This window comes from Microbacterium sp. LWS13-1.2, from assembly GCF_040144835.1.
Taxonomy (GTDB): Bacteria; Actinomycetota; Actinomycetes; order Actinomycetales; family Microbacteriaceae; genus Microbacterium.
In genome coordinates this window covers 694,998-709,807 of sequence record NZ_CP151632.1, presented here as the reverse complement: position 1 = coordinate 709,807, position 14,810 = coordinate 694,998, and the positions used below count along the sequence as shown (strand labels likewise).

18 protein-coding genes are annotated in these 14,810 nt (G+C 70.2%); 7 read left to right on the top strand and 11 right to left on the bottom strand.

Annotated elements, in window-relative coordinates:
• Positions 1–90: 90 nt before the first annotated feature.
• Positions 91–1,689: an ABC-F family ATP-binding cassette domain-containing protein gene (locus MRBLWS13_RS03450; RefSeq protein WP_349427656.1), complete on the top strand. Its 1,599-nt coding sequence runs from the start codon at positions 91–93 to the stop codon at positions 1,687–1,689.
• Between the two features lie 109 nt (positions 1,690–1,798).
• On the opposite strand, the gene MRBLWS13_RS03445 is transcribed toward MRBLWS13_RS03450, so the two are convergent.
• From MRBLWS13_RS03445 to MRBLWS13_RS03430, 4 genes are all read right to left on the bottom strand, one after another.
• Positions 1,799–2,695, bottom strand: coding sequence for an SURF1 family protein (locus MRBLWS13_RS03445; RefSeq protein WP_349427655.1), 897 nt, complete (start codon positions 2,693–2,695; stop codon positions 1,799–1,801).
• Positions 2,692–2,922 carry a hypothetical protein gene (locus MRBLWS13_RS03440; RefSeq protein ID WP_349427654.1) on the bottom strand — a complete coding sequence of 77 codons (231 nt, stop codon included), beginning with the start codon at positions 2,920–2,922 and terminating at the stop codon, positions 2,692–2,694. The genes MRBLWS13_RS03445 and MRBLWS13_RS03440 overlap by 4 nt, the downstream gene beginning before the upstream one ends.
• The gene (locus MRBLWS13_RS03435; RefSeq protein WP_349427653.1) at positions 2,919–3,281 is read right to left on the bottom strand and encodes a DUF3099 domain-containing protein; all 363 of its coding nucleotides are present in this window, start codon (positions 3,279–3,281) and stop codon (positions 2,919–2,921) included. Before MRBLWS13_RS03435 ends, MRBLWS13_RS03440 begins: the two co-directional genes overlap by 4 nt.
• Positions 3,282–3,348: 67 nt before the next feature.
• Positions 3,349–3,864 (bottom strand): DUF4190 domain-containing protein, encoded by a 516-nt coding sequence (locus tag MRBLWS13_RS03430; RefSeq protein ID WP_349427652.1) that lies wholly within the window; start codon positions 3,862–3,864, stop codon positions 3,349–3,351.
• A gap of 126 nt (positions 3,865–3,990) precedes the next feature.
• On the opposite strand from MRBLWS13_RS03430, the gene fabG reads away from it, so the two are divergent.
• Positions 3,991–4,701 (top strand): 3-oxoacyl-ACP reductase FabG, encoded by a 711-nt coding sequence (fabG, locus tag MRBLWS13_RS03425; protein WP_349427651.1) that lies wholly within the window; start codon positions 3,991–3,993, stop codon positions 4,699–4,701.
• A 71-nt stretch (positions 4,702–4,772) separates the two neighbouring features.
• Here fabG and MRBLWS13_RS03420 read toward each other — a convergent pair whose 3' ends face one another.
• The 3 genes from MRBLWS13_RS03420 to MRBLWS13_RS03410 form a co-directional block, all read right to left on the bottom strand.
• Complete coding sequence (locus tag MRBLWS13_RS03420; protein WP_349427650.1) at positions 4,773–5,480, bottom strand: alpha/beta hydrolase; 708 nt, start codon at positions 5,478–5,480, stop codon at positions 4,773–4,775.
• Positions 5,481–5,552: 72 nt separating this feature from the next.
• On the bottom strand, positions 5,553–6,194 hold the full coding sequence (gene serB / locus MRBLWS13_RS03415) for a phosphoserine phosphatase SerB (protein ID WP_349427649.1): 642 nt from the start codon (positions 6,192–6,194) through the stop codon (positions 5,553–5,555).
• 43 nt (positions 6,195–6,237) lie between these two features.
• Positions 6,238–7,482, bottom strand: coding sequence for a glucose-1-phosphate adenylyltransferase (locus tag MRBLWS13_RS03410; protein WP_349427648.1), 1,245 nt, complete (start codon positions 7,480–7,482; stop codon positions 6,238–6,240).
• Positions 7,483–7,530: 48 nt separating this feature from the next.
• On the opposite strand from MRBLWS13_RS03410, the gene glgA reads away from it, so the two are divergent.
• The 3 genes from glgA to MRBLWS13_RS03395 all read left to right on the top strand — a co-directional run bounded on the left by glgA (position 7,531) and on the right by MRBLWS13_RS03395 (position 9,898).
• On the top strand, positions 7,531–8,724 hold the full coding sequence (glgA, locus tag MRBLWS13_RS03405) for a glycogen synthase (protein ID WP_349427647.1): 1,194 nt from the start codon (positions 7,531–7,533) through the stop codon (positions 8,722–8,724).
• A 9-nt stretch (positions 8,725–8,733) separates the two neighbouring features.
• Positions 8,734–9,519 (top strand): ABC transporter ATP-binding protein, encoded by a 786-nt coding sequence (locus MRBLWS13_RS03400; protein ID WP_349427646.1) that lies wholly within the window; start codon positions 8,734–8,736, stop codon positions 9,517–9,519.
• Positions 9,520–9,640: 121 nt separating this feature from the next.
• Complete coding sequence (locus MRBLWS13_RS03395) at positions 9,641–9,898, top strand: type B 50S ribosomal protein L31 (protein ID WP_194415598.1); 258 nt, start codon at positions 9,641–9,643, stop codon at positions 9,896–9,898.
• Between the two features lie 116 nt (positions 9,899–10,014).
• On the opposite strand, the gene MRBLWS13_RS03390 is transcribed toward MRBLWS13_RS03395, so the two are convergent.
• Complete coding sequence (locus MRBLWS13_RS03390) at positions 10,015–10,746, bottom strand: exonuclease domain-containing protein (protein WP_349427645.1); 732 nt, start codon at positions 10,744–10,746, stop codon at positions 10,015–10,017.
• An 88-nt stretch (positions 10,747–10,834) separates the two neighbouring features.
• On the opposite strand from MRBLWS13_RS03390, the gene MRBLWS13_RS03385 reads away from it, so the two are divergent.
• The gene (locus MRBLWS13_RS03385; protein ID WP_349427644.1) at positions 10,835–11,734 is read left to right on the top strand and encodes an alpha/beta hydrolase; all 900 of its coding nucleotides are present in this window, start codon (positions 10,835–10,837) and stop codon (positions 11,732–11,734) included.
• Here MRBLWS13_RS03385 and MRBLWS13_RS03380 read toward each other — a convergent pair.
• Entirely contained in the window at positions 11,694–12,248 is a 555-nt protein-coding gene (locus MRBLWS13_RS03380) for a CGNR zinc finger domain-containing protein (protein ID WP_349427643.1), read from the bottom strand. The genes MRBLWS13_RS03385 and MRBLWS13_RS03380 overlap by 41 nt on opposite strands.
• Positions 12,249–12,323: 75 nt before the next feature.
• On the opposite strand from MRBLWS13_RS03380, the gene MRBLWS13_RS03375 reads away from it, so the two are divergent.
• Positions 12,324–13,316, top strand: a complete 993-nt coding sequence (locus tag MRBLWS13_RS03375; protein ID WP_349427642.1) for a DMT family transporter — start codon at positions 12,324–12,326, stop codon at positions 13,314–13,316.
• 25 nt (positions 13,317–13,341) lie between these two features.
• Here the strand turns inward: MRBLWS13_RS03375 and MRBLWS13_RS03370 are convergent, their stop codons facing one another.
• Complete coding sequence (locus MRBLWS13_RS03370; RefSeq protein ID WP_349427641.1) at positions 13,342–14,166, bottom strand: alpha/beta hydrolase; 825 nt, start codon at positions 14,164–14,166, stop codon at positions 13,342–13,344.
• A gap of 94 nt (positions 14,167–14,260) precedes the next feature.
• Positions 14,261–14,731: an Lrp/AsnC family transcriptional regulator gene (locus MRBLWS13_RS03365; protein ID WP_331907206.1), complete on the bottom strand. Its 471-nt coding sequence runs from the start codon at positions 14,729–14,731 to the stop codon at positions 14,261–14,263.
• Positions 14,732–14,810 lie beyond the last annotated feature (79 nt).

The following is a 14,810-nucleotide window of genomic DNA, read 5'->3' as shown; positions in this document are numbered from 1 at the left end:
TCCGTCGATCGGGCGGGGACGGCGCCCCGTATACTGGATGGCTGGCCATTCGGTCACCACCCCTCTCCACCGACGGAACGGACATCCGCTGTGCTCGCCGTGCACGACCTCGAGATCCGCGTGGGCGCTCGCGTGCTCATGTCGGACGTCTCCTTCCGCGTGTCGGACGGGGACAAGATCGGACTGGTCGGCCGCAACGGCGCCGGCAAGACGACGCTGACCAAGGTGCTCGCAGGAGACCTCATCCCCGCCGACGGCAGGGTGGAGCGCTCCGGCGAGCTCGGCTACCTGCCACAGGACCCCCGCTCCGGCGACCCCGAGATGCTCGCCCGCACCCGCATCCTCGATGCCCGCGGTCTGGGCACGCTCGCGATCGGCATGCACGACGCCTCGCTCGCCATGGCCAGCGATGACGAGGCGGTGGCAGCCCGCGCGATGCGCAAGTACGCCAACCTCACCGAGCGCTTCGAAGCGCTCGGCGGCTACGCGGCCGAGGCGGAGGCGGCATCGATCGCGCACAACCTGTCGCTGCCGGACCGCATCCTCGACCAGCCGCTGAAGACCCTGTCGGGCGGTCAGCGCCGTCGCATCGAACTCGCCCGCATCCTGTTCTCGGATGCCCAGACGATGATCCTCGACGAGCCGACCAACCACCTCGACGCCGACAGCGTCGTGTGGCTGCGCGAGTTCCTGAAGGGGTACAAGGGCGGCCTGATCGTCATCAGCCACGACGTGGAGCTCGTCGGCGAGACGGTGAACCGCGTGTTCTACCTCGACGCGAACCGCCAGATCATCGACGTCTACAACATGAACTGGAAGAACTACCTGCGCCAGCGGGTGGCCGACGAGGAGCGCCGCAAGAAGGAGCGCGCCAACGTCGAGAAGAAGGCCACGGTGCTCCAGCAGCAGGCGGCCCGATTCGGTGCCAAGGCGTCGAAGGCGGCAGCCGCTCACCAGATGGTGGCGCGCGCCGAAAAGATGCTCGCCGGGCTCGACGAGGTGCGCCAGGTGGAGCGTGTGGCCAAGCTGCGCTTCCCGAAGCCGGCGCCCTGCGGCAAGACGCCGCTCATGGCCTCGGGACTGTCGAAGTCGTACGGCTCGCTCGAGATCTTCACCGACGTCGACCTCGCGATCGACCGCGGCTCGAAGGTCGTCATCCTCGGGCTCAACGGCGCCGGCAAGACGACGCTGCTGCGCATCCTCGCCGGTGTCGATCAGCCCGACACCGGGCAGCTCGAGCCGGGTCACGGCCTGAAGATCGGCTATTACGCGCAGGAGCACGAGAACCTCGACGTCTCGCGGTCGGTGCTCGAGAACATGATGTCGGCCGCGCCCGACATCACCGCCACCGAGGCGCGCAAGGTGCTCGGCTCGTTCCTGTTCACCGGCGACGACGTACTCAAGCCCGCCGGCGTGCTGTCCGGCGGCGAGAAGACGCGCCTCTCGCTCGCGACGCTGGTGGTGTCGTCGGCGAACATGCTCCTGCTCGACGAGCCGACGAACAACCTCGACCCGGCGTCGCGCGAGGAGATCCTCGGTGCGCTCGCGCACTACGAGGGAGCCGTCGTGCTGGTGTCGCACGACGAGGGGGCCGTCGAGGCGCTCAACCCCGAGCGCGTGCTCATCCTGCCCGACGGTGTCGAAGACATCTGGGGCCGCGATTACGTCGACCTCGTCACCCTCGCCTGACGCCAGCGCGCACAGAAGCGGAGTTGCGGCGCGACGCGACGGAGACGGATGCCGCGACCCGGCGTATCGTCGAGCAGCCCGACTGTCCTCCCCGCCAGCTTGCGCGCGGTCAGCGGCCGGCGGCGTCCAGCAGGGCGTCCTCGTCCTCGGCATCGCGGTCGCGGCGACGGCGGGGGGCCGGCGGAGCCGGGGGAGCGGCATCCGCCGATTCGTCCCGGGCGCTCTCGGCCTCCTCGGCGTCCTCGCGGCGGTGCCGACGCTCGGTGCGGATGACGTAGCCGATGAAGACGAAGCCCATCACCGCGAAGAGGATCCACTGGATCGCGTACGACAGGTGCGGGCCCGGGTCGTCCGACGGCGGCTCGAGTGCGCTCGGCGCGGTGGCGGGCGCCGGGTCCTCCGAGACCATCACGCCGTACGCGCTCTGCTCCAGGGCGTCGCCCGCGTCGGCGGGGATCGCGTCGGCGATCAGCCCGAGGTTGATGGTCGGAACCTGTCCCTCGGGCGCCGAGCGCCCGGATGACGGCAGCGCCTCGCCCGGCCGCAGCCGCACGACGACGGTCGCCTCGCCGGACGGCGGGGCGGGCACCGCATCGGGGACGGGCTGGTCCTGCCCGGGCGCCACCCAGCCGCGGTCGACGAGGAGCACCCGGCCGTCGTCCAGGCGGAACGGCACGAGAACCTCGAAGGCCGAGGTGCCGCCGTGCGGCCGGTTGCGGGCGAGGAGCCCGTCATCGGCGAGGTAGGTCCCGGTCAGGACGACCGGACGCCACTCGTCCTGCGGGTCCAGTTCGCCGCCGGCCGGGATGAGGTCGGCGAGCGGCACTGCCGGCGCGTCGTAGTTCTCGGCGACGAGGGCGAGCTGCCCCGAGCGCTCCTGGTTGCGCGTGAACTGCCAGTTCGACAGGAACGCGCACGCGATGGCGAAGACGACGGCGAGTGCGAGGTAGATCGCCCAGCGACCGGCGCGGGGCAGGTGCTGCATGCTGACGGAGCGACGGCTCATCGTGCGGTCTCCGTGGGAACGAGCGGCGCCACCCAGACCGGGAAATCGCGGGCGGTGAGGAAGTCGCGCAGGTAGCCGACGTGCTCGTCACACGCGACCCAGGTCTTGCGGCGGTCTTCGGCGTGGATGCGGGGGTTGCGCCAGTCGATGCGCCAGCCCGCCGCCGCGCGGCATCCCGCCCGCGAGCAGGTCGCGTCGACGGCCGGCTCGGGTCCGACCTCGTTCATTCGGCCTCGTCGGGAGTGTCTCGAGTTCCGGGGTGCGTCTCTTCGATGCGGATCACGCGGGACTCCGGCGTCGGGGGTGCCGAGGGCGCTGCCGGAAGGGCTGCCTCGGGGTCTTCCCGGCGGTTGCGGCGCCCCTCCTGGCCCACATTGGCGGAGACGACGGCGATGTACGGAAGGAAGATCGCGGCGGCGCCGAATACCCATGTGTACCAGCCGTACGGGGTGATGACGACCATGAGGACGAAGCACGCGACGCGGATCCCCATGGTCACGAGATAACGGATCGAGCGCGCGTCGACGTCGTCGCGCGGTGCGCGCGGCAGGGACGTGGCCGACGGGGCGTGGCTCGAACTCTTCACGGTACTTCCAGGGTACGCCGGTTGCACAGCCCAGGAGCCCCGGGGACGATTCCCGGGGCTCCGCGATTCAGTACGTGCCGCCGGTCTGCTGATAGACCGAGACGAAGAACGCGAAGAACGCGATCGCCGCGATGATGCCGAGGATCGCGAGGCCGAGACCCACCCAGCCGACGATGGTGCCGGCGAGGGCCATGCCGCGTCCCTGCTCGCCGCTCGTCTTGAGCTGGCTGAGCGACATGTGGCCGGTGATGACGCCGACGACCGAGCCGATGAACGGCAGGATGACGAAGCCCGAGATGGAGGCGATGAGCGAGACGATCGCGAGCGTGTTCGTCTTGGCCGGTGCGCCGTAGCCGGGCGTGGACCCGTAGGCGGGCGCGGCACCGTATGCGGGCGCGGTCCCGTACGGCGGGGCAGCGCCGGGCGCAGGAGCGCCGTACGCCGGGGGATACGCGCCCTGGGCGGGCGGCGGGTACGCGCCGGGGGTGGCCTGGGGCGCCGGCTGCGCGGCTCCCGGGGCGGGCGGAACGGGCGGGTAGGCGCCCGGCTCCGGTGCGGGGTTCTGAGGAGTGGAGTCGCTCACGGCGGGCCTTTCGTCGGTGTCTGGACCCAGCGTCCCAGCGGGCACCGAGGGTGTCAAACGGGCCGGGGGCGCTGCGCCCACGCCGATAGGCTGGTGCGGATCCGCCACAACCCCGGGAGTGCCACCATGTCCACCGATCGCGTCGTCCTCGTCACCGGCGGAAATCGCGGCATCGGCCGCGCCATCGCGGAGCGCTTCGTCGCCGAGGGGCACAGGGTCGCGGTCACCGCACGCTCCGGCGAGGGCCCCGCCGGCACGCTGACCGTACGAGCGGACGTGACGGATGCCGCATCCGTCGACGCCGCGTTCACCGAGGTCGAGAACGCGCTCGGCCCCGTCGAGATCGTCGTCGCGAACGCCGGCATCACGAAGGACACGCTGCTGCTGCGCATGACCGAGGACGACTTCGACAGCGTCGTCGCCACGAACCTCGGCGGCGCCTTCCGCGTCGTCAAGCGCGCGTCGAAGGGCATGCTGCGCGCGCGATGGGGTCGCGTCGTCCTCATCTCGAGCGTCGTCGGCCTGTACGGCTCCGCCGGCCAGATCAACTACGCCGCGTCCAAGAGCGCCCTCGTGGGCTTCGCCCGTTCGCTCACCCGCGAGCTCGGCGGACGCGGCATCACCGCGAACGTCGTGGCGCCCGGCTTCATCGAGACCGACATGACGGCGGAGCTCCCGGCGGACACGCAGGCGGAGTACAAGAAGAACATCCCCGCTGGGCGTTTCGCATCGGCCGACGAGGTGGCCGGCGTGGTGACGTGGATCTCGTCGGACGACGCGGCCTACATCTCCGGCGCCGTCATCCCCGTCGACGGTGGTCTCGGCATGGGGCACTGACCCGCTCCCACACGCGCGCACCCGCGCCGTCCTGCGCGCGGCGGGCGGCCCGACCGGCTCGGCGACCGGCGTCAGCCGATCGCGCGGAGGATCGCCTCGGCGACCGCGCCGGGACGGGAGAACTGCGGCCAGTGGCCGGTGGGATCGCCCGGTGCCCCGAGCTCGATCACCTCGAGCTTCTCGAGCGCGGCCAGTTCTGCCGCCCACGACGGAGCCTTTTCGACGATCTCTCTGATCTGCGCCTCGGGCACCGTGCCGGTGATGATCGTGGCGGGCACCGCGCGGCGCCGTTCGTCGGAGAGCCGGATGGGATCGGTCGGCACCCGCTCGGGCACCGACTTCGCACGAGCTGCGACATCGGCCCGTGTCTGCGGATCGAGGTCGGCCACGTCGGAGTCGTCGAAGAAGTCCCAGCCGGGGAACGGGATCACGCCGTCCACCACGGGGAACTCCGAGATGGAGCCGCCTTCGCCCGGCGGGAAGGTGTCGAGGAACACCACGTGGTCGACGCGGTCGGGGCGCGCGTCCACCGCTCCATAGGCGACGTTGCCGCCGCCGGAGTGTCCGACGACGGCCACCGGACCGTCGAGGCGATCGAGTGCGTCGACGGTCGCGGCGACCCAGTCGGCGATGCCGATGCCTACCGACTCGGCGCCGGACGCGCCGACCCCCGGCATCGTCAGCGCGTGGGTGCGGTGCCCGGCTGATTCGAGGGCAGGGGCGACCTCGCCCCAGGAAGACGCGTCGAGCCACAGCCCGGGAACGAGGATGATGTGCATCCTCCGACCGTAGCGACGGCGACCGACATCCGGACCCCTGCGCGCGAGGCGAGCGGAGCGGTGAGCCGCCGCCTACGGCAGCAGTGCGATGACCTCGGCGAGGTCGACCGGCCCGACGACCACGTCGGCGCGAGCTCGGACCGCGGGCTTGGCGTTGAACGCGACGCCCAGCCCGGCGACCGCCATCATCTCGAGGTCGTTGGCTCCGTCGCCGATGGCGATCGTGGAGGCGATCGGTACGCCGCGCTCGGCGGCCCATTCGCGCAGCGCCGCCGCCTTGCCCGCGGCATCCACGATCCCGCCGTCGACGCGCCCGCTCAACGCGCCGTCGCGCGTCGCCAGCCGGTTCGCGCGCCAGACGTCCACGCCCAGGTCGGGGGCGACGGTGTCGAGGATCTCGTGGAACCCGCCCGAAACGACGCCCACGGCGCCGCCGCGGTCGTGCACGGCGGCGATGAGCTCGCGCACCCCGGGGGTGGGCTCGATGCGCGCCAGCACGCGTGCGAACGCGGCGACTGGCACGCCCTGGAGGGCCTCGACGCGCGAGCGCAGGCTGCTCGCGAAGTCGACCTCGCCGCGCATGGCGGCCTCCGTCGCGGCCGCGACCTCGGCGCCGCGCCCGGCCTCGTCGGCGATCAGCTCGATGACCTCGTTGCGGATGAGGGTCGAGTCGGCGTCGAGCACGACGAGGAAGCGGGCGGCAGGGGCAGGCACCCTTCCACGCTAGCGGGATGCGGTCCCCGCGCCCGACCGCGTGTCATCGCTCGACGCGGAACCCCTTGCCGACGACCGTGATGCCGGTGTCGGTGATCGTGAAGCCGCGCGCCAGATCCTTCTCGCGATCGACGCCGACGGTGGCACCGTCGTCGAGGACCACGTTCTTGTCGAGGATCGCGCGATGCACGCGGGCGCCCGCACCGACGTGCACGTGGTCGAAGAGCACCGAGTCGGTGATCGTCGAGCCGCCGCCGGCGAGCGTCCAGGGGCCGACCACACTGCGCTCCAGGTGGGTGCCCGACAGCACTGATCCGAGCGAGACGATCGAGTCGATCGCATTGCCGATGCGGCCGACCGAGTCGCGCACGAACTTCGCGGGCGGCGAGTTCACGGACTGCGAGTGGATCGGCCAGTCGGTGTTGTACAGGTTGAAGATCGGCAGCGTGGAGATGAGATCGCGGTGCGCGTCGAAGAACGAGTCGATCGTTCCGACGTCGCGCCAGTAGTACCGGTCGCGAGGCGTCGATCCGGGCACGTCGTTGCGGTTCATGTCGTAGACGCCGGCCTCGCCGCGATCGACGAAGTAGGGGATGATGTCGCCGCCCATGTCGTGGTTCGACGTCGGCAGCTCGCCGTCGGACTCGACCGCCTCGATCAGCGCGTCGGTGTCGAAGATGTAGTTGCCCATCGAGGCCAGCACCTGGTCGGGGGCGTCGCCGAGTCCGACGGGGTTCTGGGGCTTCTCGAGGAACTCGCGGATGCGCACCGGGTCCTCGGGGTCGACGTCGATGACGCCGAACTGGTTCGCCAGCGAGATCGGCTGACGGATGCCGGCGACCGTGGCCCGCGCGCCCGACTCGATGTGCGCGGCGAGCATCTGCCGAAAGTCCATCCGGTAGACGTGATCGGCCCCGATCACGATCACGATGTCGGGCTGCTCGTCGTTGATGAGGTTGAGGCTCTGCAGGATCGCATCGGCCGAGCCCGAGAACCAGCGCTTGCCGAGGCGCTGCTGCGCGGGCACCGAGGTGACGTAAGAATCCAGGAGCGCCGACATCCGCCAGGTCTGCGAGATGTGACGGTCGAGGCTGTGGGACTTGTACTGCGTGAGCACGACGATCTGCCGCAGGCCCGAGTTGATGAGGTTCGAGATCGCGAAGTCGATGAGCCGGTACTGGCCGCCGAAGGGGACCGCGGGCTTGGCGCGATCCGCGGTCAACGGCATCAGCCGCTTCCCTTCGCCGCCGGCGAGGATGATTCCGAAGACCTTGGGTGCAGCTGGCATGGCCCCCACACTATGACGCGTTCCGGCCCGTGTACTAGCGTTCGACACATGCGAGTCGACATCGTCACCAAGGAGTACCCGCCGGAGATCTACGGCGGCGCCGGCGTGCACGTGACGGAGCTCGTGAAGGCGCTCCGCTCCCGCATGGACGTCCGGGTGCGCGCGTTCGGCGCCGAGCGCGACGAGGAGGGGACGAGGTCGTACGGAGTGCCCGCCGAGCTCTCCGGCGCGAACGCGGCGGTGCAGACGCTGGGCACCGACCTCGAGATCGTCTCGGATGTCGCAGGCGCGGACGTCGTGCACAGTCACACCTGGTACGCGAACCTCGCCGGGCAGCTGGCGTCGCTGCTCCACGGCATCCCGCACATCGTGACGGCCCACAGCCTGGAGCCGCTGCGACCGTGGAAGGCGGAACAGCTCGGCGGCGGCTACGCCGTATCGAGCTGGATCGAGAAGTCGGCCTACGAGGGCGCGGCGGCGATCGTCGCGGTCAGCAACGGCATGCGGGAGGACATCCTCCGCAGCTATCCGGCACTGGACCCCGACCGCGTGCGCGTGATCTACAACGGCATAGACGTCGACGCGTGGCACCCCGTCGAGGACCCGGCGCTGCTGGGGGAGCTCGGCATCGACCCCGCGCGGCCCTCGGTCGTCTTCGTCGGCCGGATCACCCGGCAGAAGGGCCTGCCCTACTTCCTGCGTGCCGCCGAGCGCCTTCCGGCCGACGTGCAGGTGATCCTCGCCGCCGGCGCGCCCGACACGCCCCAGATCATGGCGGAGGTGGAAGACCTCGTGCGCGGCCTGCAGGAGACCCGCGACGGCGTCGTCTGGCTCGACCGGATGCTGTCGCGCCACGAGCTGTGCACCATCCTCAGCGCCGCGACGACCTTCGTGTGCCCGTCGGTGTACGAGCCGCTCGGCATCGTGAACCTCGAGGCCATGGCCTGCGGCGCCGCCGTAGTCGGCACGGCGACCGGCGGCATCCCGGAGGTGGTCGTCGACGGCGTCACCGGGCGCCTCGTGCCCATCGAGCAGGTGCAGGACGGCACCGGAACGCCGACGGATCCCGAGCGGTACGTCGCGGATCTCGCGCGCGTGCTCACCGAGGTGGTCAGCGATCCGGAGCGCGCCCGGGAGTACGGTGCGGCGGGCCGCCGGCGTGCGACGGAGGACTTCAGCTGGCAGCGCATCGCCGACCAGACGGCCGAGCTCTACGCGGAGGTCGTCGCCGACGGCCGATAGGCTGTGAGCATGCCACAGGTGCTCGAGTTCTCCGACGTCGTCGTCCGCCGAAACGCCCGGAACATCGTCGATCACCTGAACTGGACCATCAACGACGACGAGCGCTGGGTGGTGCTCGGACCGAACGGCGCCGGCAAGACGACCGTGCTCCAGATGGCCGACACGCTCCTTCACCCGACCTCGGGAACCGTGACGATCCTCGGTGAGCGGCTGGGCCGCACCGACGTCTTCGACCTGCGGCCGCGGATCGGATTCGCGTCCTCCGCGATGGCGCGTCGCGTGCCGCCCGAGGAGACGGTCCTGAACGTCGTCCTGACGGCCGCGTACTCGGTGCTGGGCCGCTGGCGCGAGGACTACGAGGACATCGACGAGCGGCGCGCCCTGCGGGTGCTGGCCGAGTGGAAGCTCGACCACCTCGCCGATCGCACGTTCGGCACCCTCAGCGACGGCGAGCAGAAGCGCGTGCAGATAGCCCGCGCCGTCATGACCGACCCTGAGCTGCTTCTCCTCGACGAGCCCACGGCGAGCCTCGACCTCGGCGCGCGCGAAGAGCTGTTGATCCTGCTGAGCGGCTACGCCCAGGCGCCCACGACCCCCGCGATGATCATGGTCACCCATCACGTGGAGGAGATCCCGATTGGCTTCACGCACGTGCTGCTGCTGCGCGACGGCCAGGCGGTGGCGTCCGGCCCGATCCGCGAGACGCTCACGGCCGAGGCGCTGACCGACACGTTCGGCGTTCCGATCCGCCTCACCGAGGACAGCGGCCGCTTCGCCGCGCGCGCCGCGCACTGAGGCCCCCGAGGGCCGGTTCGGCAAGCGCGCCCGAGACTGATAGAATCCTTCTTTGGTGCGCTCGCACCCCAGACTTTGACCGCCCTGGCAAAATCCAGGGCACCACCCTCAAAGGACCATCATGAAGACTGACCTCCACCCGGACTACCAGGCCGTCGTGTTCCGTGACCTCGGCTCGGGCGAGACCTTCCTCACCCGCTCGACGGTGACCAGCGACAAGACGATCGAGCTCGACGGTGTCGAGTACCCCGTCATCGACGTCGAGATCTCGTCGGCCTCGCACCCGTTCTACACGGGCAAGCAGCGCATCATGGACTCGGCCGGTCGTGTCGAGAAGTTCAACCAGCGCTTCAAGAACTTCGGCGGCGCTTCCAAGTAAGCCCGCCCGCTCCGGCGCCGATCGATCACCGGCCCGCCCCGGATCAGAAGACCCCGCTTCGGCGGGGTCTTCTGCGTTTCTCGGACCGCCCGGCGATCGCGCGATCCTGGGACGGATCAGCGGATCGGCCAGCGGCCGTCGAGCCGCTCGTCGGGATCCAGCCGGCCGATGCCGATGAAGTACTCGGTGAGGCTCTCGGCCTGCGCCCGCGCCCAGCCGATCTGCCGAGTGTGCAGTTCGTGCACGGTGTCGGGAAGCCACGGGGCGAAGCGCTCGGCGAGCGCCTGTGCGACGCGTCCGGCGGCGACGGCATCGGCCGACGCCTCGTGCGCCGCATCCAGCGGCACCGCGTAGTGCGCCGCGACGACCTGGAGAGTGCGCTTGCCCTTGCGCCACCGGTCGTACGCCTTGTCGACGACGAGCGGGTCGATGACCGGCGAAGGGTTCTCGATCGGCACGACGCCATGGCGCAGCGACTCGTACTTCAGCAGCGAGAAGTCGAACGGCGCGTTGTAGGCGACGACCGGGATGCCGGCGTCCAGAAGAGCACGGACGGCCTCGACCACTTCGGCCACGACGTCGACCGCCGGGCGTCCCTTGGCACGCGCCTGTGCGGTGGAGATGCCGTGGATCGCGCTCGCGCCCTCGGGGATCTCGACGCCGGGATCGGCGAGCCAGTCGCGCGCGCGGATGACCCGGCCGGCGGCATCCAGCAGTCCGACGTGCGCCGTGACGATGCGATCCGCGGTGACATCGACGCCGGTCGTCTCGAGATCGAACACCCCGATCATGCGCACCCAGTCCGGCACATCCCACAGCGGCAGCTGTTCGGGATGCGGGCGGCTCATGCCGATCACGGTATGCGTCGCCTCCGACATCGGAGCACAGGCGCACCGCGCACAGGCGAGGCCCGGGTGCGACTCGTAGACTCGATGGGTGACCGCGCCGAACCCGTACGCACCTCTCCTCGACGAGATCCCTGTCGAGCGCCGCGAGGTCGGCGTGCTGGGCGGCGTCACGGCGTACTGGGTCTACGGCCCCGCCGATGCGGCCGTCACGATCGTCGCGGTGCACGGCTTCCGGGGCGAGCATCACGGACTCGAGCCGGTGGTCGCGCACCTTCCGGCGGTGCGCGTGATCTCGCCCGACCTCCCGGGATTCGGCGAGACCGCGCCGGTGCCGGGGCGACGGCACGACCTCGGCCTCTTCGCGGAGTGGCTGCGCGAATTCGCCGGGGCGGTCGCGCCGGGCGCGGTGATCCTGGGCCATTCCTTCGGCTCCATCGTCGTGGCGGCCGCGGTCGCGGGCGGCCTCGAGACGCCGCGGGTCATCCTGGTCAACCCCATCGGAGCGCCTGCGCTCGAGGGTCCTCGGGGGGTGCTCACCCGGCTCGCCGTCTTCTACTACTGGGCAGGGGCGAGGCTTCCGAAGCGGCTCGGCGACGCGCTGCTGCGCAACGGCCTCATCGTGCGCGTGATGAGCGTGTCGATGGCGAAGACCAAGGACCCCGGCATCCGACGATTCGTGCACGACCAGCACGACACCTACTTCTCGCGCTTCGCCGACCGCGACGTGCTGCACGACGCGTTCCTCGCGTCGGTGTCGAACGACGTGCGCGCGTTCGCGCCGCGCATTGCCCAGCCGACCCTGCTGGTGGCCGCGCAGCGCGACGACATCACGCCCATCGAGGCGGAGCGACGCCTGGCGACGATGTTCGCGGACGCGCAGCTCGTGGAGATCCCCGACGTCGGGCACCTGATCCACTACGAGACGCCGGCGGCCGCCGCCGGCGCGATCACGCGGTTCGTCGCGCCTTCCGCTGCCGATACGCGTTGACGTTCATGCGGTTGCCGCAGTTGCCGATGTCGCAGTAGCGCTTCGAGCCGTTCTTCGAGAAGTCGACGTAGACGCCGTCGCAGTCGTCCGCGGCGCAGATCCGCACGCGGTCGTACTCGTCGGCGCGGATGACGTCGACGAACGCCAGCGCCGCCTCGACGAGCACCCGGGTTGCCAGCGGAGCGTCGTCGCTGGTCGCATGGATGTGCCAGTCGAATCCGTCGTGGATGACCAGGCGGGGGAGTGCCCTGCCGTCGCGGAGCATCTCGTTGACCAGCGGCACGGCGCCGTCGCGGTCGACCTCCCATAGCTGCCGCAGGCGCGGCCGGACGTCGCGGAGGGCGGCGAGCTCGGCGGCGTCGCGCCGGATCAGCCCGGTGTACGGGTTGACGCGCAGGTAGTCCTCGAAGTCCTCGAGGGTGGTGAGGGTGTCCTCGTCGTCGTAGCCGGGCAGCGTGTTCACCAGGTACGACGCCGCGCGCAGGTTCTGCTCCGTGTCATGAATGAAAACCACGTTGACTCCTGACAAGCCGGTCCGGTACTGTCACCAGTGTAAACACCTTTCACTCCTGACAGTCGGATGCCGCCCATGACCTCGACCGCGTCGCTTCCCGTTGCCCCTCCGAGCTCGGCGCCCGGCTCGAGCGCACGACTGCGCACCACCGGCCTGATCATGGGCGTCGCCTCGGCGCTCGCGTTCTCGTCGAGCGGGCCGTTCATCAAGCCGCTCCTCGAAGCCGGCTGGTCGCTCGGTGCGGCGCTGCTCGTACGCATGGGTGTCGCCGGCCTCGTGCTGTCGCCGGCGCTCTTCCTGGCGATGAAGCGGCAGCGCGGCTTCCTGCGCCGGCACTGGCGGCTCATCGTCGGCTTCGGTCTCATGCCCGTGCTCGGCTGCCAGCTCTTCTTCTTCTCCGCGATGCAGCGGATGCCGGTGGCCGTGGCGCTGCTGATCCAGTACCTCGCGCCGGTCATGCTGGTGGTCGCCGTGTGGGTGCGCACCCGGCGGGCACCGTCCGCGCTCGTGCTGTGGGGATCGCTGGTCGCGATCGTCGGCCTCGTGCTCGTCGTCGACATCTCGGGCGCGTCGTTCGATCTGATCGGCACCCTGCTGGCACTCGCGGCGGCCGTCTGCGTGTGCGCCTATTTCGTGATCTCCGAGCGCGCCGGCGACGACCTGCCACCGCTGGCGCTGGCGGCGAGCGGCCTGCTGACCGGCGCGCTCGTGATGGGGGTGCTCTGCGCCACCGGCATCATGCCGTTCCAGGCCCCCGCCGTCTCGGTCGTGCTGGCCGGCACCGCGGTGCCATGGTGGATGCCGCTGCTCTGGGTGGCCGCCGTCGCCACGACGCTCGGCTACGCGCTCGGCGTGATGGCGGTTCCGCGCATCGGCTCTCGTGTGGCGTCGTTCGTCGGGCTGTCAGAGGTGCTGTTCGCCCTCATGTTCGCGTGGATCTTCCTCGCCGAGGTGCCCGCACCGATCCAGTTCGCCGGTGGGGCGCTGATCCTCGTGGGCGTCGTGCTCGTGCGTGCCGACGCATCGTCGACCGCGAACCCACGCGGTGAGGCGGCTGTGCTCTCCTGAGGGGGAGCCCTGGGCCTCAACGCTGTCATCGCCCGCGCGCGGCAGTTGTCGAACTGTGCCGGCGAAGAAACTGGACAACAGCGCGCCCGCCTGGTTCAGGCTCTTGTTCAAGTGGGTAGTGACCGGAGTCGTCGAGAACGAGACTCGTCACGTCCCTGGCGATGGGACGCGCACCGTCGGCAACGGCGGAGCCCAATGCGAAGCGCCCGCCGATCGCGAGCACGGGTGTTGCGACCTGGTTCGTGACGAGGACCTGGACGTCGCTGAGATCTTCACTCCGGGTGCGATAGTAGCCGAGGCCTGCTTCGAGAACGCCCCGTGCGGAGTATGCGTCGACGTACGAACGCATCGTGGCGGGATCGAGTCCCGCCGGGCCTGCGCTCTGCTGGAGGAACACGCCGTAGTAGGCGGCTTCGCGTCCGGGGACGAGGCGTTCTGCGAGACCGGCTGCACGGTTGAAGGGTCCGTGCCATGTCGGGTAATGGTCACGTCCCGGCGCGGGGATGTCGATGTCGATCCCGGGGAGGATCTCTTCCTCGACGACAAGCGCGGTCACTGCGGAAGCCAGCTCGGCGGCGAGAAACACGGCAACCGTGGCGCCCCAGTCATGGCCGATCAACGCGAAACGCGTGATCCCGCGTCGAGCGAGCACATCCCTCAGCCAGTGCGCAAGGTCGGCCTTGCGGAAGCTCGGGCGCTGGTCGGGTATCGCGCCGAGACCTGGCAGGGTGATCGGAACGGTGGTGAAGCCCGCCTGGTCGAGGAGGGGGAGCAGGTGTCGCCAATGCTCCTCGGTGACCGGCCAGCCATGCAGCAGCACGACCGGCAGACGATCCGATCGGGCGCTCATCGTTCCATGATGCCCGCATCCTCAGACGTTGAGTGATCGAGGTGGCGGTCCTGAACGTCGCCATCGTTCAGGCGGAGGATTTGTCAGACACGCCCTAGTCGCGTCGAGCCAGGTCCATCAGGGGCGTGACGCGGTGGGCGATGACCTCGCCCATCACCAGTGACGTCTCGGTGCGCTCGACGCCCTCGATGGCGAGGATGCGCGCGTCGGTGTCGAACAGGTGCTGCGTGTCACGGCAGGCGACCCGCACCAGCAGATCCACCTGACCCGACAGGCCGTGCGCCTGCACGACCTCGGGCACCCGGGCGAGTTCGACGGCGATGCGCGGGAGATCCGCCTGGCGCACGATGACGCTGATGAACGCCTCGATCGGAAACCCCAACGAGGCCGAAGAGATCGCCCGCTCGTACGACAGGAACACTCCCGCCTTCTCCAGCCGTGACATGCGCGCCTGCACCGTGTTGCGTGAGAGGCCGAGCCGTTCGGCGAGTGCGACGACGGTCGCGCGGGGATCGGCGGAGAGCGCTGCCAGCAGCTCCAGGTCGACGTGATCGAGGGCACTCATAGTGCGAAACGTTAGCACGGTCTGGGTGGTCATGACTTATCAACATGCTCAAGCAGAGCACGGATGCTTGAGCGAGGTG

What these genes read in the sequence shown, in the direction of transcription:
- MRBLWS13_RS03445 (WP_349427655.1), bottom strand. Translation starts at nt 2,695, where the DNA reads ATGAGCCGTCGCTCCGTCAGCATGCAGCACCTGCCCCGCGCCGGTCGC.
- MRBLWS13_RS03440 (WP_349427654.1), bottom strand. Translation starts at nt 2,922, where the DNA reads ATGAACGAGGTCGGACCCGAGCCGGCCGTCGACGCGACCTGCTCGCGG.
- fabG (WP_349427651.1), top strand. Translation starts at nt 3,991, where the DNA reads ATGTCCACCGATCGCGTCGTCCTCGTCACCGGCGGAAATCGCGGCATC.
- MRBLWS13_RS03420 (WP_349427650.1), bottom strand. Translation starts at nt 5,480, where the DNA reads ATGCACATCATCCTCGTTCCCGGGCTGTGGCTCGACGCGTCTTCCTGG.
- MRBLWS13_RS03410 (WP_349427648.1), bottom strand. Translation starts at nt 7,482, where the DNA reads ATGCCAGCTGCACCCAAGGTCTTCGGAATCATCCTCGCCGGCGGCGAA.
- glgA (WP_349427647.1), top strand. Translation starts at nt 7,531, where the DNA reads ATGCGAGTCGACATCGTCACCAAGGAGTACCCGCCGGAGATCTACGGC.
- MRBLWS13_RS03400 (WP_349427646.1), top strand. Translation starts at nt 8,734, where the DNA reads ATGCCACAGGTGCTCGAGTTCTCCGACGTCGTCGTCCGCCGAAACGCC.
- MRBLWS13_RS03395 (WP_194415598.1), top strand. Translation starts at nt 9,641, where the DNA reads ATGAAGACTGACCTCCACCCGGACTACCAGGCCGTCGTGTTCCGTGAC.
- MRBLWS13_RS03390 (WP_349427645.1), bottom strand. Translation starts at nt 10,746, where the DNA reads ATGAGCCGCCCGCATCCCGAACAGCTGCCGCTGTGGGATGTGCCGGAC.
- MRBLWS13_RS03375 (WP_349427642.1), top strand. Translation starts at nt 12,324, where the DNA reads ATGACCTCGACCGCGTCGCTTCCCGTTGCCCCTCCGAGCTCGGCGCCC.
- MRBLWS13_RS03370 (WP_349427641.1), bottom strand. Translation starts at nt 14,166, where the DNA reads ATGAGCGCCCGATCGGATCGTCTGCCGGTCGTGCTGCTGCATGGCTGG.
- MRBLWS13_RS03365 (WP_331907206.1), bottom strand. Translation starts at nt 14,731, where the DNA reads ATGAGTGCCCTCGATCACGTCGACCTGGAGCTGCTGGCAGCGCTCTCC.